The organism is Paraburkholderia bryophila, assembly GCF_013409255.1.
Lineage (GTDB): Bacteria > Pseudomonadota > Gammaproteobacteria > Burkholderiales > Burkholderiaceae > Paraburkholderia.
Genome location: NZ_JACCAS010000001.1, coordinates 495,873 through 517,588, shown reverse-complemented (window position 1 = coordinate 517,588; position 21,716 = coordinate 495,873). Strand labels below are relative to the sequence as shown.

Here is a 21,716-nt window from a genome sequence, read left to right as displayed (position 1 = left end):
GATACGTGAAGTCTTTGGATTACGGGAGGGAGGCACAAAAAAAGGCGCGCCGACGGAGAGAGGGATCGGCGCGCGTGACGGAAGTACTTCGTCCAACCTGAGCGATGGCTGCCGCCGAGGAACGGCATCATCAAAAACGATCATACGACCCGGTGAGGCGCGACGTTGCGAACAAATGTCACTTCGTTGCCTGCATGTCCTACCTGAGATTTATTTCGGTCGGTGCACGTCCGATGGCCGCATCAGTCGACATTCTGTGACATTCGGCGGCCGTGGAATCGCTAGCATCAACTCTGCGTTGCAGCATGGGCTTTGCATTCCGGAAAGCGTGCAAGGCGGCATGCGTGCGCGACTTTTCGAAGAGACGATAAATGGCGATGAAATTGAATACAACGAGCAGGTTTGAGATGACATGGAAACTCGGATTGATGCTGTTGGCCGCAGGTACGCTTGCGGGATGTTCCGCCGCGTCGGGGCCCACATTTAGCGCTTACGCGATTGCCCTGCCGAATAACGAAAAAGCATTCCAGGTCAATTGCAATGGGCTCTTCGATAGTTCGAACACCTGCTACTCGAAGGCGCGTGAAATTTGCGGTAATCAACCCGTGCACCCGTTCCGCGAGATTTCGCCACTCGCGAGTGCCGGCAGTCAGCGTGACGTGCACACCCTGATGTTCCAGTGCATTCCGACACCTGTCGTGCAAGCCGCGCCTGTCGTCCAACCGGCCGCGCCGTCGGTTGCCCCTACGGCGCCGGCGCCACGAAAAGTCTCGTTGAATGGCAACGCCAGTTTCGATCTGGATAAGGCCACGTTGACGACGGACGCGCGCAACCGCCTCGATGCACTGATCAACGCCGCAGTCGGCGTGACGTTCAATACGGTTGCCGTGAACGGCTACACGGATTCGACCGGAAGCGCTCCCTACAATCAGGCGCTGTCGACACGGCGTGCGCTTAGCGTCGCACGTTACCTGAAGGATCACGGCCTGCAGGCGCGGCAATTCCTTGTTACGGGCTATGGCAACGCGAATCCTGTTGCATCAGATGACACCCCGAGCGGGCGTGCGCAAAACCGGCGAGTGGAGATCGTGCCGGATAAACAGTGAATCCGCAGCGGACTGACGGAGTCAGTCCTGGACAGATATTTCGGACGCTACGCATGATGAAGCAGGAAACGGTAAACCCATGGTCGTTGCGGGTCGCCTTGCACGTATCGGACATGATTCGCGTCGTGGAACATGGCGATCTGACCGACAGTCAGTGGACCCATGTCGAACCGCTGTTCAAACGGTTTTACGCCCGTACCGAAACGCGCGGACGTCCCGCAGCCGACCGGCGCGCGACCCTGAACGGTATTCTCTGGAAACTCACTCATGGCCGGCCGTGGGTCGATCTGCCGGACCGATTTCCCAACGCGAAGACCTGCCATCGGCACTTCGGAGTCTGGTTGCGCTGCGGCCTTCTCGGCAATGTACTGTGGGAACTGTTCGACGATCACGTCCGGTTCATGGACGCGGCCGCGCGCTCGATTCGACGCCCGCCATCCCAACGACGTTCGCGCAGTGCCGACGAGCCCGCCAGACTCGACTAGCGGCCGCCCGATGGCAACAACATCCCGTCGTATTGAGCTTCAACCTGCCCGTTGACTCGACAACCACGCCCGCCTTTTCCCACTTGAAATGAGATCACTTGAACGTGGTCTGCGAGAACACGGGCGGAACGCACCAGACCAGAATCAGCAAGACCAGTATTAGCCCAAGAACCCAGAGCGCCCCTTTGAGAACATCGCGTACGTTCACATCGACCACCCGGTCGTGAAGATCTGGTTGACAGGAATGACGTTCACGCATTGGTCGCTGTATCGTCGTGCATTGACTGCAACGTTCCCAGCGATGGGTGGGAGGTTGTACATATCGGGTGTTTAAGCTTGATTGTTTGCATGCGCCAATGAGTAGCAATGCATGCCAACCCAAAGACAGCGCGGAAGTTATCACGTCCGCGGTTCAGTTCAATCCGCTTTTTAAGCCCTGTAATCAATATGCGACATCATTTGATGTCGTTTAATTGAAACTCACTAAAGTTCACATTCAATCAATTTCGCGGCGTTTAAAGTGGATGCGTCGCCGGGGTCGCAGAACCCACGTCCCAGTCGAGAGGTTGTGATTGTCGAGCGGCATTGCCTGTATGCAGTACCTCGTTAACGGTCTATCCCGCAGTAGACCGTTTTTTATTTACCCGATCGAGGCGCGACAGCAAAGGACCCCATTCCCTCTATTTTCTTTCGAGCAACCATCATGAAATCTAAAACGATCGCGAACCATGTGATCGCGTCCCTCCTCACCACGTCGTTCGCCGCTTTCGCCCAACCTTTCGACAATTGAATTGCCGACGGCACGTTCGAAGCACTGCAATGAGAAGAGGCCAAGGATGAAGAGCATTGATCTTTCCCAATCAGTGAACGCCGCTTTTTCGGCGTCACTCTGGCCCGGTCTTTCGGAGAAAATTGGTCTGCCGGCGGAATTGCTCATGAAGGTCGTCGAGCATGCCGGCCCTGCGCTGACCGCATCTCTGATGGCTAGCGCAGTCACACCCAGCGGTGTGACGGGGCTATTTTCCGCTGTTATGTCACCCGACTCGAATGCTCGTATCGGCGAGCAGCTTGCGCAGCTGTGCAGCACCATGTCGGGTATTAAAGACCTTGAAGTCGCGGGCGAGTCACTTATTGCGCGCGGTACTGGCCGACGTATTGCGGTAGCCAGCGACCCGATAGCGAATCAAACCGGCATTCCCCCGCAGGCGGCGCATGTCATGACCGCCCTGGTCGGCGCCGTGTTGTTTGGGGTGTTGAAGCATCACGTGCTGCTCGAACAAGGCACGTCGAGTGAACTACCGGCACTCCTCGGCGCTCAATTGCCGGCTGTCTCGACGGTTTTGACCCATGACGATGTCGTCCAGCGTGCAGTCCCCTCCCCCTTGCACGAAACCGCTACGCCTGCCGCGGGTACGCGGTCTTCGCGCAGGTTCGTCTGGTTACTGTTCGCGGCGCTGTCAGCCGTGCTGCTCGGGCTTTTCACGTACGGTTATTTTCACGCGAAGCCGCTGGGTGTAGAACGGATAACGTCGTTGCATGATTCGAGCGAGGGGTCCGTTAGGCCCGCTACGCCCGCTATGCCCGCGATCGCATCCGCCGCGCTTGCGGTTCCCGTCCAACCGCCCATCGGCGCATCCTCGCCGCAGGTTCCTTCCGCCGCTTCGGCGGCCACGCCAGCAGGCGCGACAACGCCGGCCTCGACGCCAACCGCGGCCTCGGCCGCGCAGTCGGCGTCGGATCCCGTGTCGAACATGCCCATCCGGAACGGCCAACTCGCCTTCAGAGTGAACCAGGCCGGCTTACCTACCTTGACCGCAATCCTCAGCAGCGACGCCGAGCGGAGCGTACTCGCCGAGGCATTGACTCGAAAATTCGGCGCGGGACGCTTCGCTGCTGAGCTGAAGGTCGATTTGAGTTCACGACAAGCCGACTGGATGTCGCATATCGACGAACTCTTGCGCTTGATGGCAGTACCTCACGCGGAGGTCGCGATAGACGGAACGCACATCGAGCTAAGCGGCGCGGCGGCGAAACTGGCGCTCGGCTGGCAACAACGTCTGCAGACCGTATTCGGTCAGTCGTGGGTGATCGGTCAGTTCAAACCCGACCAGGCCGTCGATCAAGCTACCGTGTCATTCCTGAGCGCGATGGCGAAAATGCTCGATGCGGGCGGTGGATGCGCTAGCGCGGATGTCGTCAAGGTTCTGAATTTGCAGGTCGTGGATTTCGCGGAGTCCAGTGGACACATTCCCTCCTCCGCCCGGGAAAACCTTGCCGAAACGGCACAACTTCTCAAAGCCTGTTCAGACGGCGGCCATCCCGTGCCGTTGAATATCGAGGCGTTTTCCGACAACGCCGGCGACGGGCAGGCCAATCTGGCGCTTTCCCAAAAGCGGGCCGACTCGGTGCGTGACTTCATGATCGAGACGGGCGTGAAGGCGGATTTGTTGACGGCTAGAGGCTTTGGCGCGGCCAGCCCCATCGCGAGCAACGCGACGGCGAGTGGGCGCTTTGCAAATCGCCGTATCGCGTTTGTTCTGGCGCAACCGCAGTAATGGGCCGGTCGAATCGATCCGGCCAACGCTGAACTGCGTGGTGTCGACCGGACCGCTGGCCGCAGCAAGCGTGGGCTGTGAGGCCGGGCGCGATGAGAACAACGCGGTTGGCCGGGCGCGGCATCCTCGACGTAGTTGCACGCGCAACAATCTGTGCCATGCGGCGCGGTTCCCGGCAGCCGGTTGCGAATTCCAGCGATTAAGATAGTGAGTAACTCATACCGTTCACACCGGATAACGTGTGGACGTTCGTTCGAGGGGCGGGTGGAGACAAGCATGGAAGCATCAACAGACAATTTTGGGCGCACATGGAGCGTGTCGCTGATCCAGACCAAAATGGTTCCCCCTCGCCTTCCACAGAACTGCGTGCCACGGCTCGCACTGCTCGATCGGCTCAGCGGACAGCAACGGACCCGCAGCGTAACCGTCGTGACCGCGCCCGCGGGTTTCGGCAAAACGACACTCCTCGCCGGCTGGACGGAAGCGCTGTCGGAGCAGCAACAGCGGCATTGTCACGTTCGCGTCGCGGTCCGCCAAGATGACGTCATGAAGAAGACGAGATCGCTTTACCATGGCCATCGGTTCCCAGCGTCGATCATCAGCCACGCTGTTCGATGGTATTTTCGCTTCCAACTCAGCCTTCGCGATATAGAGAAGCTGCTGTTCGAGCGAGGCGTGACCGTCAGCCATGAATCGATCCGTCGGTGGACGGACAAATTCGGCGCCCGCTTCGCGCATCGCATCAAGGGGGCTCGCCGCACGCCGGGATCGACGTGGCACCTCGACGAGATGTTCGTTACGCTGCGCGGCGAGCCCTGGCTGCTATGGCGTGCCATCGATGAGCACGGCATTGAACTCTCCCGGAACTCGCAAACGTGAAGCACGTGTTCGTCAAGGCCTGCGCGCGTGTGAACAACCGCGCTGAAAACAGACACCAGCCCACGCGTGAACGCGAGCGCCGGATGCGAGGTTTCCATCTGCCTGAGCGCACGCAGGCCTTTCTCTCGTGCTTCGGTCCGATCCGGCAACACTTCGCGCTCAAGCGGCATCTGCTGTGCGCCTCGCTGTATCGCAGACAGCTCGCCGCGCGATTTGAAGCCTGGCATCTTTCACCGGCATTGCCCAAGCTCCGTCCACCGTGTTCTGAGGCACGACTGTCATTGACGATATCTCGTCATGCAGTCGGTAACGTGACAGAGCGGTACAGACCGCTCTTGGGCACGGCATTGCGCGGGAGGAGCCACCATTGAGTGACGCCCTATCACGCCATACCGTCGATATCAGCCGGGCACGCTACACGATGCGATCTTCCGACGCCGGATAGCTCGGCAAATCGCCTTGCGCGTTAGTCGCGGCCACCTCGTTCAACCTCCATCCGTGGGTATAGACCGTACTGAGGAGCACGCCATTCTCCGGACGCAGGCAGAGCTTTCGCCGCAGCCGGTAGATATGTGTATCGACCGTGCGCGAAGCACTGTCCAGTTCACGCCCCCACGCAAGCTTCGTCAAAAGATGTTTGGACACCACGCGCCCGACGTTGGTGAAGAGGTACGCAGCCACATCGAATTCCTTGGCCGTGAGCGCGACCGTTTTACCGTGAAGCGAGAGGCTTCGCCGTTCGGTATCGAGAACATAGGGACCCACCGTCACGGTGTTGTCGATCTTCTCGGTACGCGAGATGCGACGCAGCAGTGCGCCGATTCGGGCCACCAGTTCAATCGTCCTGAACGGCTTGACGACATAGTCGTCCGCGCCGGCCTCCAGCGCCTGCACGATGTCGACCTCCAGCATTCTGCTCGTAACGAACAGCACGGCGGGATCGGGACCCAGGTTGCGGCGAATCCATTGCAGCACGTCGAACCCGGTCATTCCCGGTAACTGCCAGTCAAGCACCACGAGATCGACCTCGTTCGCTTTGAGAAAGCGTATTGCACTCTCGCCACGATCGATCTTGTTGATGATGTGCCCCGATTGCTGCATGACCCGTTCGACTGCGTCAGCCTGCGCCGGATCGTCTTCCACCAAGAGAATATTCACGTCTCACCTTCTTCTTTCTAGCTTGCATACCGGCGAATCCAACGCCCGACAGACTGAGCGCAAGAAATGCACGATGGAGATTTAGACCCTGCGAATAGCCGAGCCAGGCAAGCGAGAACGCTACTTGCAAGGCTCGGATTCGGCAGTGATCGGGTTTGCGCGCTCGGTGTATCCGGCCCGCATGGTTCTAGTGAACTTTTGTGAAATAACGATAAACGCTGTCGCGCGGCAAAGCAGCCCCCCGGTTGGGGGGCTGCCGCTTGGTTGGGTGGGGGGCGTCCGTCCCGTAGCACGAACCCGGCACGTCACGCCCGTCGCGCTATAAAAGGGCTGCATCGAAATGCGGTTTGATCGGACCGGCCAGCCGCGCTCTTTCAGCGAATGGGCCGGGCCATCAGTTCGTCGAGTAGCGCCGCGTACGTCCCCACCAGGTGTTCGTTATCCGGCAAGTACCGGTCGATCAGCGCACGCTGCCGCTCTCGATATGTGGAAGCCCGCGCATCGTGTGTGTCGATGATTTCGATGACGCGGCGCGCGCCGTCTTCAGCGTGGTTGCCGCGATAGTAGTAGCCGAGATCGCTGCAAAGCGGTGCGTTGTGGACCAATGGAAAACCCTGCCAGCTCACTTCCAGATAGAAGTAGTTGAGTGGATTTTCAAGCTGGTGAGAAATGACGATATCGGTCTGTTCGGCCAGGAATGTCGGGGTGTCGCGACGGCCGAGAAACACGGCCTTGTGCTCCTTCACGATATCCAGCTGGTTCATCAATGTGATGAACTCAAGACTTTCTCTCGCGATCGTGTCCGCATTGGTCACTTGCAGCATGGCGATGCTCCCCGGCCGCTCGCGGTAGGCCAATTCCGCGATCAGCGCCGGGTACAGACAGAACTTCACGATATTGAGGTTCGGCTCCATCACGGTTAGCCGCTTCGCGCCGGGCCGAGGCTGGTATTCGCCGGCGTGCGGAAGTGCTGCGACGCGCTCGTCGAAAAACATCGGGCTCCACACGAACGGGACGACGCGAGCGGTCTGACGCCGCAAAACCTCGAAGTAGGACTGGCTGATGTTGGCGACCTGCGGGATGACCCAGAGGTCGTCGTAGCGCTGGTTGACGAACAGATGCTCGCCCCATAGCGGTCGGCGAAACAGCACGGACTCCATCGCGTGGACGTACTCGAACCCGCAGCAATAGGACACGAGCCGCACGCCGCGCTGTTTCAGGTAATCGGTCTGCGCGCCGTCGATCTGGCCGCCGAGTTCGATCAGCACATCCACGGCGTCTTTCGCCGTGTCGAAGCTCATCGTGGGATAGCGGGAGAGATCCCAAGGCAACGCCGATGTAACCGGTACCGCCGTCGTATTGACCAACGCGGCGCTGGCCACCTGCGGACAATGCCGCAGCGCCTCCGCGAGGAACACGGCGTTCTGTTTGATGCCGTTGTTCCACAACGTTTCATCCGCACGATGCAATCCGATGGTAATGCCGATGCGTAGCCCGTTCATATCGCCCCCCACCTAGTCCCGGTCATAGAGTGCTGCAAGCGCATCGCTGTATATCCGTACGTTGTCCTCGTTCTCGGGATGGAGTCCGTGCAGGAAGTCATTGGCCGTGCGCCGGTAAGCGTCGAGATGCGTGTCATGTTCGGCGTACGCGCGCTGCAATGCCCTGCCGCCCTCCTCGCAATCGAAGTCGTGATAGCGATATCCACACTCGCCGATCAGGTGCGAGTTGTGGACCAGCGGGTAGCCGCCGTACAGCGCCTCGTAGTAGACATAGTTCTGCGCGTTTTCCCAATGATGGCTCACGACCACATCGACCTGCTCCGCCACCACGCGACAAAGCGGAAAGCGCCCTTCGAACGAACTCAGACCGTGCTTGACGATATCCAGACTGCGAGCGAAGCCGTTAAAACTTACGTGCTCTTTCATATGGAAGGTGTTGTACGCCCAGACATGCTCCAGCATGTCCGGATCGGCGCGATGCGCCGCTTCGCAAGTCAGCAGCGGAATAAAGCTCGTCTTCACCATGCAGATGTTGGGCTCGAAGATGCCGGCCCGCCAACGGCGGCGGCACGGCCGGTAGCCGAAGCTGAGCCCATCCGGCAGATGCGCCACTTCGCGCTCCAGCACCACCGGACTCCATAGATGCGGCATCATGCGCACAGGGCAGCGGGCGGTGCTGGCGTAGTACGGCACACAGGTGTTTTCGTACTCGGGCAGCGTCCAGACCTCGTGATACGGCGCTGAAGTGACCAGTAATCCATGCGGCTGATCGAAAATCATGCGCTCGATATCGATCACATAATCGTTGCCTACCCGCATCGACACGATCTTGCCGCCGCGCTCGCGAAACGCCACCACCCACTCGCGCGCCAACTGCGCGCTCATCTCTATCATCACATCGAGCGTGTTTGCCGCCGCGTCCATATCGATCAACGGCACCGGCGAATCCGCCAGAAAATTTCGCGCATCCTCGGGCCGGCCATCGCCGCCGCCCGCCACCAGATACGTCGCTTCGACCAGCGGCGAACGCATCAGCAGCATCACCAGAAAAATACAGTTCTGGTAAATGCCGTTTTCCCATACCGATTGCTCGCCCTTGCGCACGAAGATCGACACCCCCACGCGCAGTTTGCGGGGCTGGGATTGCGGGCTTGGTTTAACGTTCATTAGTGGCTCGCACGATGGGCAAATTTCGCGTCGCGGCACAGATGCAGAAGCCGGCCCGCGTAGGCGTCGAGATTGTGCTGGCTGAACGGATCGACCTCAGCGAACAGACGTTGTGAACGGGCCCGGTAATCGTCGAGACCGTTCGCATGGCCAACCGCCGCGCGCTGCAATTGCGCGGCGCCATCACGCGCATCGAAGCCGTGATAGTAGTAGCCCGCTTCCCTGAGCCAGGGCGAGTTATGAACCAGTGGATAGTTGCCGTACAGCGCATCGAGGTAGCTATAGTTCTGATCGTTTTGCCATTGATGCGACACGATGGCATCGGCATGCTGCACCATGAAGCCGACAATGTCGTGCCGACCATGAAACGTGGCTTTATGCTCACGCACGAGATCCAGCGAGTTGGCCAGATAGAGCATGGTGGGATGGTCTTTCAGGTGCAAGGTGTTCAGCACGTGCATGGCCTCCACCGTGCCGGGATCGGCACGGTAAGCCTCGTCGCAGACGAGCATCGGAATGAGTGAGGTCTTCACGACCGAAATGTTCGGCTCGAAAATCGCCACGCGCAGGCCGCGGCGCGCGCCGGCGGTCGTCATGTCGTTCGCTGGGTCGCGTGTGTCGCGCGCCTCGTAGCCGTAGCGCATGCCGAGCGCCTCGACCTCCTGCATGCGTTGCTGGATAAACTGCGGATGCCAGACGAACGGCGCTTCATGTACCTCGCAGCGGTGCACCATGCGCATCATCGGCGCGAACGCAGCGTCTTTCGGCAAATACCAGACTTCGTCGCAACGATCGGGCCGGGATGCATGCGCCGGTTTCGAGAACACGGCCGGCTCGGCGAGACCCACATAGGGCTGGCCGCAGCAGTAGAACGCGACTTTCTTGCCGCGCGCGCGCATCAGGTCGAGCCATTCGATATCGAGCGCGCCCCCCATTTCGACGATCACGTCGATCTGGTCGGTCGCCTCGTGCGTCCTCATCAAGCGCAGGTTGCGCGCGGGCAGATCGACCTGGGCCGGCATGACGCCCTGATCGCCGACGTCGATCAGCACCACCGAGTGCACGAACGGCAGGCGCTGAAACAACTCAGCAAGAAAGATGACGTTCTGACCGAGGCCGTTCTGCCAGATATTCTGGCCGGCATGGGTCACGACGGAAATTCCGATTCGCACGATTCAACCTCTAGGCTATTTGCTGCAAAAGCACCCTGCCTACCTCATCTGCGCGAGGATCGACACGGCGGCGAACAGGCCGAACGCCATGCCCGTCACCCGACCCGGACACGCCCCGGCACGCCCTTGTGTCACGCCCAAAGGCGTGCACCGGGAGCGCGCCAGCGCATGCCACAGCCACGGCAAGACGAACAGAATCGTCGTCACCAGCACCGCGACCAGACACACCTGCACGACTTCAGGCTCGATGCCGGCGACGCCATTGTCGAACCAGTCGAAGTAGTTGACCGCCGACATCGTCCAGCACGTCACGAGTGCCCCCACCAGTAAGTTGGTGACAAAACGATCGGTGTAATCCAGCACACTCATGGCCGCTCCTTCATCGCACGGGTGCATTTCGCGTTACCACTGATAGCCGATACCGGCGCCGTAGACCGTACCCGAGGCGCTGGTACTGACACCGCCCTTGACCTTCAGATTGTCGGTAATGCGTGCCGAGAATCCGATCGCCACCGCCGAGTAGCCCATGTAGTTGCCTGAGCCAATCCCGACTGCCAGCGTCTTGCCGGGATCGACATCCGGAATCATCGTCAAGGCGGTTGCACCTGCGATGCCGGAATACGCCTGGCGTGCCACGGCGTTCACACCTTGCTGAACCGAGTTCAACTGCTGCATGTTGACCGCGTCGGTCGGATTCACGCCCGGTGCCACATTCGTGATGGTCCGCTCGTTGCCCGGCGAACCGACCGACACCGAGTTCGGCTGGTCGGCGATCGAGCCGGCCCCGAGCGCCACCGAGTTCGGTGCGGACGCCGTGGCGTTCGAGCCGATCGCGGTCGAACCCGAGGCGGTCGATTTCGCGCCTGAGCCCAGCGCGACGCTGTTACCCGAACTCGCGGTCGAATTGCCGCCGATCGCCACCGACTCCGTGCCCGTCGCGCTCGCGGCGCTGCCGGTCGAATTCACCGCGACGTACGGCGATCCCGACGCCGTTTGCGTCCCCGTTGCAGTCTGGCTACCGAGCAAACCGCTGCCGATCGAGTAACCGGTGAGCGCACTTACCTGCGTTTCGAGCGCGAACAACTGGCTGCCGTTGACGGCATCGGTGCTGGTCGAGGAGATCGCACCGGCCGCGACATTGGTGAGTGCGACAGCTGAGCCTGCGCCTACACCGCCGAGCGTCACGCTCGTGTGTGCGGCGTTGTCGTACAGCACCGAGTCGCTCGCCACCGAGGCCACCGCCTGCAACTGGCTCACGTTCACCGCATCCGTCGGCGCCGTGCCCGCAGCAACACCGGAGAGCTGACGCGCACCCGCAGTCCCGGCGAAGTCGACGCTGGTGCCGCCTGTATTGGCGCCCACCGTGAGCACACCGTTACCCGGTGCGCCGCCTACCTGCTGCACGAGACCCACTGTGCCGTTGGCGATGCCGGTCGACAGCGCGCTGACGCCGCTGGCGGCGGTGGTGAGGCCGGTCGACAGCGATGCGACGTTGCTGTTGGTGGTACTCAGGCCGGTGGACAGTGACGTCACACCGCTCTGCACCGTGGCGATGCCCGTCGAGGTCGAGGTGGACAGCGAGGTCAGGTTGCTGTTGGTGGTGCTGAGGCCGGTGGACAGCGACGTCATGCCGCTTTGCGCCGTGCTGAGGCCCGTCGAGGTTGAGGTCGACAGCGATACCACGCTGCTGTTGGTGGTGCTCAGGCCCGTGGACAGCGAATTGATGCCTGCCGAGGTGGAGGTAGACAACGAGGTCAATTGCCCGAAATTGACCGCGTCGGTCGGGTTCGTGCCGGCAGCAACGTTGGTCAGCGTGACCGGCGTGGTCGAACCTGCGCCGCCGAGCGTGACTTTCGTATGCGACGCGTCGTCGTATTGAACCGAGTTCGCAATTCCTGTCGACAGCGAAGCGATGCCGGTCGAGGTGGAGGTTGAGAGCGAGGTTACGTTGCTGTTGGTTGTGCTCAGGCCTGTCGACAGTGAACTCACGCCCGTCGACAGCGAGGTCACGCCGCTTTGCGCGGTGCTGATGCCCGTCGAGGCGGAGGTTGAGAGCGAGGTCACGTTGCTGTTGGTCGTGCTCAAACCGGTGGACAGTGAACTCACACCCGTCGACAGTGAGGCCACACCGCTCTGTGCTGTGCTGATGCCCGTCGACGTGGAGGTTGAGAGCGACGTCACATTGCTGTTGGTCGTGCTCAGGCCTGTGGACAGTGAGGTCACGCCGCTTTGCGCCGTGCTGATGCCCGTCGAGGTCGAGGTTGAGAGCGAGGTCACGTTGCTGTTGGTCGTGCTCAGACCCGTTGACAGTGAACTCACACCAGTCGACAGCGAGGTCACACCGCTTTGCGCGGTGCTGATGCCAGTCGACGTCGAGGTCGACAGCGACGCCACGTTGCTGTTGGTCGTGCTCAAACCTGTCGACAGTGAACTCACGCCCGTCGACAACGACGTCACACCACTCTGCACCGTGCTGATGCCGGTCGACGTCGAGGTCGACAGCGACGCCACGTTGCTGTTGGTCGTACTCAAGCCGGTCGACAGCGAACTCACACCCGTCGACAACGACGTCACACCGCTCTGTGCCGTGCTGATGCCAGTGGAGGCCGAAGTCGACAGCGACGTCACGTTGCTGTTCGTGGTGCTCAGACCTGTGGACAGCGAGGTCACACCGCTTTGCGCGGTGCTGATGCCCGTCGAGGCCGAAGTCGACAGCGACGTCACGTTGCTGTTGGTCGTGCTCAAACCGGTTGACAGTGAGCTCACGCCGGTGGACAGTGAGGCGACACCGCTTTGTGCCGTGCTGATGCCGGTCGACGTCGAGGTCGACAGTGAATTCAGCCCCGTCGACAACGAAGTCACGCCGCTCTGTGCCGTGCTGATGCCGGTCGACGTCGACGTTGAGAGCGACGCCACGTTGCTGTTGGTCGTGCTCAAGCCGGTGGACAGGGAACTCACGCCCGTCGACAGCGAGATCACGCCGCTTTGTGTGGTGCTGATGCCGGTCGACGTCGACGTTGAGAGCGACGCCACGTTGCTGTTGGTCGTGCTCAGACCTGTCGACAGTGAGCTCACGCCGGTGGACAGTGAGGCGACGCCACTTTGTGCCGTGCTGATGCCGGTCGAAGTCGAAGTCGACAGCGACGCCACGTTGCTGTTGGTCGTGCTCAAACCGGTTGACAGGGAACTCACACCCGTCGACAGCGAGGTCACGCCGCTTTGCGCGGTGCTGATGCCCGTCGAGGTCGACGTTGAGAGCGACGCCACGTTGCTGTTGGTCGTGCTCAAACCGGTCGACAGCGAACTCACCCCACTTTGCGCGGTGCTGATGCCCGTCGACGATGAAGTCGAAAGCGAGGTCACATTGCTATTCGTCGTGCTCAAGCCGGTGGACAGCGAACTCACGCCTGTGGACAGTGAGGCGACGCCACTTTGCGCCGTGCTGATGCCGGTCGACGTCGAGGTCGACAGTGAATTCAGCCCCGTTGACAGCGAGGTCACGCCACTCTGCGCCGTGCTGATGCCCGTCGAGGTCGAGGTCGAGAGCGACGTCACGCTGCTGTTGGTCGTGCTCAGACCTGTCGACAGTGAGCTCACGCCGGTGGACAGTGAGGCGACGCCACTTTGTGCCGTGCTGATGCCGGTCGAAGTCGAAGTCGACAGCGACGCCACGTTGCTGTTGGTCGTGCTCAAACCGGTTGACAGGGAACTCACACCCGTCGACAGCGAGGTCACGCCGCTTTGCGCGGTGCTGATGCCCGTCGAGGTCGACGTTGAGAGCGACGCCACGTTGCTGTTGGTCGTGCTCAAACCGGTCGACAGCGAACTCACCCCACTTTGCGCGGTGCTGATGCCCGTCGACGATGAAGTCGAAAGCGAGGTCACATTGCTATTCGTCGTGCTCAAGCCGGTGGACAGCGAACTCACGCCTGTGGACAGTGAGGCGACGCCACTTTGCGCCGTGCTGATGCCGGTCGACGTCGAGGTCGACAGTGAATTCAGCCCCGTTGACAGCGAGGTCACGCCACTCTGCGCCGTGCTGATGCCCGTCGAGGTCGAGGTCGAGAGCGACGTCACGCTGCTGTTGGTCGTGCTCAGACCTGTCGACAGTGAGCTCACGCCGGTGGACAGTGAGGCGACGCCACTTTGTGCCGTGCTGATGCCGGTCGACGTCGAAGTCGACAGCGACGTCACATTGCTGTTCGTGGTGCTCAGGCCGGTGGACAGCGAGGTCACGCCGCTTTGCGCGGTGCTGATGCCCGTCGAGGTCGAAGTTGAGAGCGACGCCACGTTGCTGTCGGTGGTGCTCAGACCCGTCGACAGTGAACTCACACCCGTCGACAACGACGTCACACCGCTCTGTGCCGTGCTGATGCCCGTCGAAGTCGAGGTCGACAGCGACGTCACATTGCTGTTGGTCGTGCTCAAACCGGTCGACAGGGAACTCACACCCGTCGACAGCGAGGTCACGCCGCTTTGCGCTGTGCTGATGCCCGTCGAGGTCGAAGTTGAGAGCGACGCCGCGTTGCTGTTGGTCGTGCTCAGACCGGTCGACAGCGAACTCACACCCGTCGACAACGAGGCCACACCGCTCTGTGCCGTGCTGATGCCAGTGGAGGCCGAAGTCGACAGCGACGTCACATTGCTGTTCGTGGTGCTCAGGCCTGTGGACAGTGAGGTCACGCCGCTTTGCGCCGTGCTGATGCCCGTCGACGTCGAAGTTGAGAGCGAGGTCACATTGCTGTTGGTGGTGCTCAAGCCGGTGGACAGGGAACTCACGCCCGTCGACAGCGAGATCACGCCGCTCTGTGCCGTGCTGATGCCAGTGGAACTGGAGGTCGAGAGCGACGTCACGCTGCTGTTGGTCGTGCTCAGACCTGTCGACAGTGAGCTCACGCCGGTGGACAGTGAGCTCACGCCGGTGGACAGTGAGGCGACGCCACTTTGTGCCGTGCTGATGCCGGTCGACGTCGAGGTCGACAGCGACGTCACATTGCTGTTGGTCGTGCTCAGGCCGGTGGACAACGAGGTCACGCCACTTTGCGCGGTGCTGATACCCGTTGACGTCGAGGTGGAAAGCGAATTGAGGCCCGTCGACAACGAAGTCACGCCGCTCTGTGCCGTGCTGATGCCCGTCGACGTCGAAGTCGACAACGAGGTCAACTGTCCGAAATTGACCGCATCGGTCGGATTTACTCCGGCAGCAACGTTGGTCAGCGTGACCGGCGTGGTCGAACCTGCGCCGCCGAGCGTGACCTTCGTATGCGACGGGTCATCGTACTGAACCGAGTTCGCAATTCCCGTCGACAGCGAGGCGATGCCCGTCGAGGTGGAAGTCGACAGCGAGGTCACGTTGCTGTTCGTTGTATTCAGGCCGGTGGACAACGAGGTCACGCCGCTTTGTGCCGTGCTGATGCCGGTCGACGTCGAGGTCGACAGCGAGCTCACGTTGCTGTTGGTCGTGCTCAGACCGGTGGACAACGAAGTCACGCCGCTCTGCGCCGTGCTGATGCCAGTGGAACTGGAGGTCGAGAGCGACGTCACGCTGCTGTTCGTCGTGCTCAGACCTGTCGACAGTGAGCCCACACCCGTCGACAGCGAATTGACACCACTTTGCGCTGTACTGATGCCCGTCGACGTCGAGGTCGACAACGAGGTCAACTGTCCGAAATTGACCGCATCGGTCGGGTTTGCTCCGGCAGCAACGTTGGTCAGCGTGACTGGCGTGGTCGAACCTGCGCCGCCGAGCGTGACCTTCGTATGCGACGGGTCATCGTACTGAACCGAGTTCGCAATTCCCGTCGACAGCGAAGAGATGCCGGTCGAGGTGGAAGTCGACAACGAGGTCACGCTGCTGTTCGTCGTATTCAGGCCTGTGGACAACGAAGTCACGCCGCTTTGCGCCGTGCTGATGCCGGTCGAGGTCGACGTTGACAGCAAGGTCACGTTGCTATTTGTCGTGCTCAGGCCCGTGGAAAGCGAGGTCAACCCAGTCGACGTCGAGGTCGACAGCGACGCCACATTGCTGTTAGTCGTGCTCAAACCGGTCGACAGCGAACTCACCCCACTTTGCGCGGTGCTGATACCCGTCGACGTCGAGGTGGAAAGCGAATTGAGGCCCGTCGACAAAGACGTCACGCCGCTCTGTGCCGTGCTGATGCCCGTCGACGATGAAGTCGAAAGCGAGGTCACATTGCTATTCGTCGTGCTCAGGCCGGTCGACAGCGAACTCACGCCTGTGGACAACGAAGCCACACCGCTTTGCGCCGTGCTGATGCCCGTCGACGTCGAAGTCGACAGTGAACTCACACCCGTCGACAACGAAGCCACACCGCTCTGTGCCGTGCTGATACCCGTCGACGTCGACGCCGACAGCGAAGTCACGTTGCTGTTGGTCGTGCTCAGGCCGGTCGACAGCGAACTCACGCCTGTGGACAGTGAGGTGACACCACTTTGCGCTGTGCTGATGCCCGTCGACGTCGAAGTCGACAACGAGGTCAACTGTCCGAAATTGACCGCATCGGTCGGATTTGCTCCGGCCGCAACGTTGGTCAGCGTGACTGGCGTGCTCGAACCTGCGCCGCCGAGCGTGACCTTCGTATGCGACGCGTCATCGTATTGAACCGCGTTTGCAATTCCTGTCGACAGCGAGGCGATGCCGGTCGAGGTGGACGTCGACAGCGAGGTCACGTTGCTGTTCGTCGTGCTCAGGCCTGTGGACAGCGACGTCACGCCTGTCGAGAGCGAAGCCACACCTGTCGACAACGAAGTCACACCGCTTTGTGCCGTGCTGATGCCCGTCGACGTTGAAGTCGACAGTGAAGTGAGGCCGGTCGACAACGAAGTCACGCCACTTTGTGCCGTGCTGATGCCCGTCGAGGTCGAGATCGACAGCGAAGTCACGTTGCTGTTGGCCGTGCTCAAACCCGTTGACAGTGAACTCATGCCTGTCGACAACGAATTCACGCCGCTTTGCGCCGTGCTGATGCCCGTCGAGGTCGAGGTCGAGAGCGAGCTCACGCCGCTCTGTACCGTGCTAATGCCCGTCGAAGCGGAGGTGGACAACGAGGCCAGCCCCGTCGACGTCGAGGCAGACAGCGACGCCACATTGCTGTTGGTCGTGCTCAGACCCGTCGACAGCGAACTCACGCCCGTCGATAACGAGGTCACCCCGCTCTGCGCGGTACTGATGCCTGTCGATGTCGACGTGGACAACGAGGTCAATTGTCCGAAGTTGACCGCGTCGGTCGGGTTTGCTCCGGCTGCAACGTTGGTCAGCGTGACTGGCGTGGTCGAACCAGCACCACCGAGCGTGACCTTCGCGTGCGATGCGTCATCGTATTGAACCGAGTTCGCAATTCCCGTCGACGTCGAGGTCGAGAGCGAGGTCACGTTGCTGTTCGTCGTGCTCAGACCTGTGGACAGCGAGTTCACGCCAGTCGACAGCGAGGTCACGCCACTTTGCGCCGTGCTGATGCCCGTCGATGTCGAGGTCGACAGTGAATTCAGGCCCGTCGAGAGCGATACCACGTTGCTATTGACCGTGCTCAGACCCGTCGACAGTGAGCTCACGCCCGTCGAAAGTGAAGTCACGCCGCTTTGTGCAGTACTGACACCCGTTGAGGCCGAAGTCGACAGCGACGTCACATTGCTATTGGTCGTGCTCAGCCCCGTCGACAATGAACTCACGCCCGTCGAAAGCGAAGCCACGCCAGTCGACAGCGACGTCACCCCACTCTGCGCCGTACTAATCCCCGTCGACGCCGAAGTCGACAGCGAGGTCACATTGCTGTTCGTCGTACTCAAACTGGTAGACAGCGAACTAATCCCTGTCGAGGCCGACGTGGACAACGACGTCAATTGGGAGAAATTCACCGCATCGGTCGGATTGGTCCCCGCGGCCAGATTCGTGATCTTGTTTCCGCCAAGCGATGTCACCGAATTCAGCGTGATGAGCGCGCTGTTCTTGGTGTTCAGCGTTATCCCGGTCGGGCCGTACAGCGTAATCGAACCCACGGCATTGTTTCCCGTGCCCCCGATCCACTCGTAGGCGAGGTTGCCCGTTACGCCGCCGTTAGCATTGGTGGCCTCCGTCAAAATGACGCCGGTGTCGCCTGCGACGCCTCCGCAGTTTCCCTCAGACCCGCTCCAGGAACCTGTTGTCCAACCGGTGTTAGTCCCCGTGATACCCGTCGTCGCCGTGGTTCCATTGCAATTCCCAATGGAACCCGCCCATGCATCAATCGGCAACGCACCCAACGCCAGCACGCCCGTTACCGTCAGCAGTCCCGAGACACTCCGCATGAGCGGCATTGCTTGCGCGCCGGCAGTCCTCTGACCAACCGGCTCCCCACCTTCTTCCCGGCAAACGCTGCGTGAAGCTTTACCCCGCGCGTGCGTCAACTCCGACGTAGCTACCCATGCACCCAGCGCCTCGTTCCAGATGCTTCGATATGTTTTATTCATTATTAACAAACCTCACTATTAGCACTGCAATCACCGAGGCGCTTTATATATCGATGGAAAACGTTGGTTCGTAAATTCGCAGTCGATTGCGCAATTGGCGTATCTGATAAATTTCTAACTTCGACTCAATAACGTGAGCACGCGAAACACGAGAAGAGTCGGGTAAAAAGGCCGCGCGGAATTCGATCCCCATCCTTCCTGCGTCGATCCTGCGTCGGGAGAAAGCCGATGTGGCTCAAGAATATCGACCACCCGAACCCAGGTTGCGAACATTTGTGAAACGTCGCGCAATCCCTGGTTCCCGACAGTGTTGGCGCGTTTAGCGTTTCAATCGCGCAGAATTGACCTTTCCGACAAACTCCCCGCGAAAGATCATTAGAGTTCACAAATGTTCGCGACTACGCGCCGCGAAATAAGTAAAAATGTCGATCCGAGGCGCAGACCTAACGGGTCCCCTCGCCGATGCAACACCCGTGCATTGATATCCCCAACCACCTAACAGGACCGCTCAAAAGAGCACACTGTTGACCGTCGCGCCCAGCCAGATCCCGCCGGCGATACCCATTACGCGCCCCTTCAGCATCGCATTCACGTCGGCGTCCCGCATGAACAGGTTGCGTCGCGAGCGTAAGACGGTCTTCATCAGTAACGGCCTGGGCAAAAGCAGACACGCCGAGACGACCACTTCTATTGCGAGTCGCGAATCGAAACCTTTCCCAAACGAAAGGTGCAGCTTCAGGTAATCCACGCCGGCGGAAGCAAGCCATCCGACGAGAGCGCCGAGTAGAACGCCGGCTGAAAATCTGTCGACCGAATACGGTGATTCCACGATATTTCCTGATTTCCGCGGCTCATTCGTACAACCATTGAGCCGCTCGCTATTCATCATCGAGCCGATAGTAGTTGTTATGGTTAATCAGCACGTCACAAAATGTGAACTGATGGATTTTCAGGGAAAACACAGGGCATACCCCGATCATTGACATCACAAAGTTTCAATTGTTCACAACGCTCGCCATTCAGTTCGATACGCTTGTCTTATCGAAGAACCGTCCATAATCGGCACAAAAGTCCTTTATAGGTGAGATTCCCGACTGCGAAGAAACGCACACGGCAACAGGCGCGCACTAGCGATCTCCATGACACACCTCACCGCAAACGTTCTAAAGTCCTGTTCAATCGCCGAGGCGGAACGCGGCCTGGCCAGACGGGAATTCTTCTTCGTCTACCAGCCGAAACTGCGGCTTCAGGAAGGACGGCTATCCGGCTTCGAATCGCTTCTGCGATGGCGGCATCCGTCACGCGGCGTGCTCTCGCCAGCCTCATTTATCGACCTTGTCGAAAACTCCCCGTTGACAGGACGTTTCACGGACTTCGTCGTCGCGGAAGCGGTCAGGACGCTGTCCGATTGGACCGTTCGTGGGTATGACACACTGTCATTAGCTGTCAACCTTCCCCCCAGCGAAGTACGCCGACCTGACTTGCCAGGCAAACTGTCCAGCCTGCTTGGCCGGAATTCGATCGATGCCTCCCGTTTGCAGATCGAACTCACGGAGGCCACCGATCCGGGTTCGATCGAAGTACTCGCCTCGGCGGTGGAATCCCTCAGAGAATCGGGTGTGAGTGTTGCAATCGACGACTTCGGCTCAGGGTGCTGGTCGCTCGTCATTCTGCATCGGCTCGGGGTCGACACGCTGAAGCTGGATCGCAGCTTCATGGCCGACATTCAGGAGAATGCGGATTCAAAGGTCATCGTTGAAGCGCTCGTGCAGCTCGGGCAGCGTCTCGGCAAGCGAGTCGTTATAGAAGGTATTGAAACGGAAGCGCAGTTCGCGTGGGCCAGCACAATTGGCCACATCGATTGTCAGGGCTATTACATCTCCGCCCCAATCGCACATGATCGAATTGCCGAGCTCGTGGCGAGGCACGGTCTTGCTCATTAATGCGCAATGACCGGCCTCGGAAACACCAGCACGAGAATGAGATGAAGAAATCCCCACACGAACAACATCGATAGGGGAATCACCGTGATGGCAAGCAGCGCCACCCAGCGCGGCCGAAGACGGGACGTGTTGGTCTCCTCGCCCGTCGGACGCGTCATTGCCTTCGCATCACGCAGCCCCGCGTGAACAGTCGTTTGTGTTCGCATGTTTTTTTAGTTCCGACCGAAAGAAGGTGTGCCAGTCAGATCTATCCCTAGCACCAACGCCCCGCCGGCCTCTTCCTCACGAGCGCATATCGGAACGCATTGCCCGAGATCATGGCAACCAGACGCATGATCCGTACGCCCTGCACGCCCGTGACAATGACAGGCTTCGATGAGATTCGCGCTTCTATCGTTGCGAGTTGCAAATGGAGTTCTGATATTGATTTCGTCAACGATTCATTCGTCACGGTCGGCTCGATTCAGGCGTTAACTGAACACGTCGAGATTTTCCGAAGCGGCTCGCTGACGGCGCCCCGCTTCGTCGAGCACGCGTTGTGCCTCGCGATGGATCGCCAGAGCACCAAATGACTGTTCATCGAGGCCGGCAATGCTGGCGGCCGTTTGAAACGCGCTGTAGTCTGCCGGGTGAAAGGCAAACGTCACTTGAACCTGATTCGGTGTTTTCATCGTTGGCTTCAACCTCTTTCGACGCGCGCAGAGTGCGGGCTGGATCGTGTCGAGCCAAATTTAACCTGACGCCTGGGCGGCGTTTGCCAACAAATGTCACATCCAACGTGAACACGTTTGCGCGGATATCAACCCCGGCGCGTCGTCCGCGCAAGCGTGATTCACGCCCCCGCCGACGCTTCCAGTTCCGCGAGCCGCTTGCGCATCAAACGATCTTCCCGGAAACGTGCGGTCTCATCGCGAATCACCGCCACGATCCCGCTGAGTTCATTTTGCGGCGAATGCAGCAACGCGACCGTAAAAGCAATCGACAATGCCCGCCCGTCCTTGTGCATGGCAGGAACGCGCAAAACGTCATTGCCGTAGCGCGTTTCACCACTCGCCATGGTCTTGTGATAACCGTCCCAATGACGGCCACGCAATCGTTCCGGAATGATCAGATCGAGAGAATGGCCGATCGCCTCTTCTTGAGTAAAGCCGAACATCCGTTCGGCCGCCGGGTTCCAGAATTCGATGTTGCCGCGCGCATCGGAAATGACGATCGCGTCGCCGATTGCATTGGCCAGTTGCTTGAAGTCGATGACACTCTGCACGGCGCTTCCCCGAAGTTGA

Annotated in this window: 13 protein-coding genes and 4 pseudogenes; 6 read left to right on the top strand and 11 right to left on the bottom strand. The window is 60.1% G+C overall.

The window, feature by feature from the left end; genetic code table 11:
- Window positions 1–407: 407 nt before the first annotated feature.
- The 4 genes and pseudogenes from GGD40_RS02240 to GGD40_RS02225 all read left to right on the top strand — a co-directional run bounded on the left by GGD40_RS02240 (window position 408) and on the right by GGD40_RS02225 (window position 5,293).
- Entirely contained in the window at window positions 408–1,106 is a 699-nt protein-coding gene (locus tag GGD40_RS02240; RefSeq protein ID WP_179704523.1) for an OmpA family protein, read from the top strand.
- A 53-nt stretch (window positions 1,107–1,159) separates the two neighbouring features.
- Window positions 1,160–1,591, top strand: coding sequence for a transposase (locus GGD40_RS02235; RefSeq protein ID WP_179704521.1), 432 nt, complete (start codon window positions 1,160–1,162; stop codon window positions 1,589–1,591).
- A gap of 836 nt (window positions 1,592–2,427) precedes the next feature.
- Window positions 2,428–4,146: an OmpA family protein gene (locus tag GGD40_RS02230; protein WP_179742678.1), complete on the top strand. Its 1,719-nt coding sequence runs from the start codon at window positions 2,428–2,430 to the stop codon at window positions 4,144–4,146.
- Window positions 4,147–4,692: 546 nt separating this feature from the next.
- Window positions 4,693–5,293: pseudogene (locus GGD40_RS02225) on the top strand (IS6 family transposase).
- Between the two features lie 146 nt (window positions 5,294–5,439).
- Here the strand turns inward: GGD40_RS02225 and GGD40_RS02220 are convergent.
- From GGD40_RS02220 to GGD40_RS02190, 9 genes and pseudogenes are all read right to left on the bottom strand, one after another.
- Complete coding sequence (locus tag GGD40_RS02220; protein ID WP_373565310.1) at window positions 5,440–6,168, bottom strand: response regulator transcription factor; 729 nt, start codon at window positions 6,166–6,168, stop codon at window positions 5,440–5,442.
- 389 nt (window positions 6,169–6,557) lie between these two features.
- Window positions 6,558–7,685, bottom strand: a complete 1,128-nt coding sequence (locus tag GGD40_RS02215; RefSeq protein ID WP_179742677.1) for a DUF2827 domain-containing protein — start codon at window positions 7,683–7,685, stop codon at window positions 6,558–6,560.
- 12 nt (window positions 7,686–7,697) lie between these two features.
- The gene (locus tag GGD40_RS02210) at window positions 7,698–8,852 is read right to left on the bottom strand and encodes a DUF2827 domain-containing protein (RefSeq protein ID WP_179742676.1); all 1,155 of its coding nucleotides are present in this window, start codon (window positions 8,850–8,852) and stop codon (window positions 7,698–7,700) included.
- The gene (locus GGD40_RS02205; protein ID WP_179742675.1) at window positions 8,852–10,024 is read right to left on the bottom strand and encodes a DUF2827 domain-containing protein; all 1,173 of its coding nucleotides are present in this window, start codon (window positions 10,022–10,024) and stop codon (window positions 8,852–8,854) included. The genes GGD40_RS02210 and GGD40_RS02205 overlap by 1 nt, the downstream gene beginning before the upstream one ends.
- A gap of 39 nt (window positions 10,025–10,063) precedes the next feature.
- On the bottom strand, window positions 10,064–10,393 hold the full coding sequence (locus tag GGD40_RS02200; RefSeq protein WP_179704509.1) for a hypothetical protein: 330 nt from the start codon (window positions 10,391–10,393) through the stop codon (window positions 10,064–10,066).
- A 33-nt stretch (window positions 10,394–10,426) separates the two neighbouring features.
- Window positions 10,427–11,317, bottom strand: a pseudogene (locus GGD40_RS37485) (YadA family autotransporter adhesin); the annotation flags it as partial.
- 252 nt (window positions 11,318–11,569) lie between these two features.
- Window positions 11,570–17,974, bottom strand: a pseudogene (locus GGD40_RS37310) (ESPR-type extended signal peptide-containing protein); the annotation flags it as partial.
- A gap of 465 nt (window positions 17,975–18,439) precedes the next feature.
- Window positions 18,440–18,490, bottom strand: a pseudogene (locus GGD40_RS37480) (ESPR-type extended signal peptide-containing protein); the annotation flags it as partial.
- A 508-nt stretch (window positions 18,491–18,998) separates the two neighbouring features.
- Complete coding sequence (locus GGD40_RS02190; RefSeq protein ID WP_179704507.1) at window positions 18,999–19,379, bottom strand: hypothetical protein; 381 nt, start codon at window positions 19,377–19,379, stop codon at window positions 18,999–19,001.
- A gap of 250 nt (window positions 19,380–19,629) precedes the next feature.
- Between GGD40_RS02190 and GGD40_RS02185 the strand changes: the two genes are divergently transcribed.
- Complete coding sequence (locus GGD40_RS02185; protein ID WP_179742673.1) at window positions 19,630–20,433, top strand: EAL domain-containing protein; 804 nt, start codon at window positions 19,630–19,632, stop codon at window positions 20,431–20,433.
- Here the strand turns inward: GGD40_RS02185 and GGD40_RS02180 are convergent.
- Window positions 20,430–20,639, bottom strand: a complete 210-nt coding sequence (locus GGD40_RS02180) for a hypothetical protein (RefSeq protein ID WP_179704503.1) — start codon at window positions 20,637–20,639, stop codon at window positions 20,430–20,432. The two genes, GGD40_RS02185 and GGD40_RS02180, sit on opposite strands and share 4 nt — an antisense overlap.
- Before the next feature lie 111 nt (window positions 20,640–20,750).
- On the opposite strand from GGD40_RS02180, the gene GGD40_RS02175 reads away from it, so the two are divergent.
- On the top strand, window positions 20,751–21,005 hold the full coding sequence (locus GGD40_RS02175; RefSeq protein WP_179742672.1) for a hypothetical protein: 255 nt from the start codon (window positions 20,751–20,753) through the stop codon (window positions 21,003–21,005).
- Between the two features lie 260 nt (window positions 21,006–21,265).
- Here the strand turns inward: GGD40_RS02175 and GGD40_RS02170 are convergent, their stop codons facing one another.
- The gene (locus tag GGD40_RS02170) at window positions 21,266–21,697 is read right to left on the bottom strand and encodes a PAS domain S-box protein (RefSeq protein WP_179742671.1); all 432 of its coding nucleotides are present in this window, start codon (window positions 21,695–21,697) and stop codon (window positions 21,266–21,268) included.
- Between the last annotated feature and the right edge of the window lie 19 nt (window positions 21,698–21,716).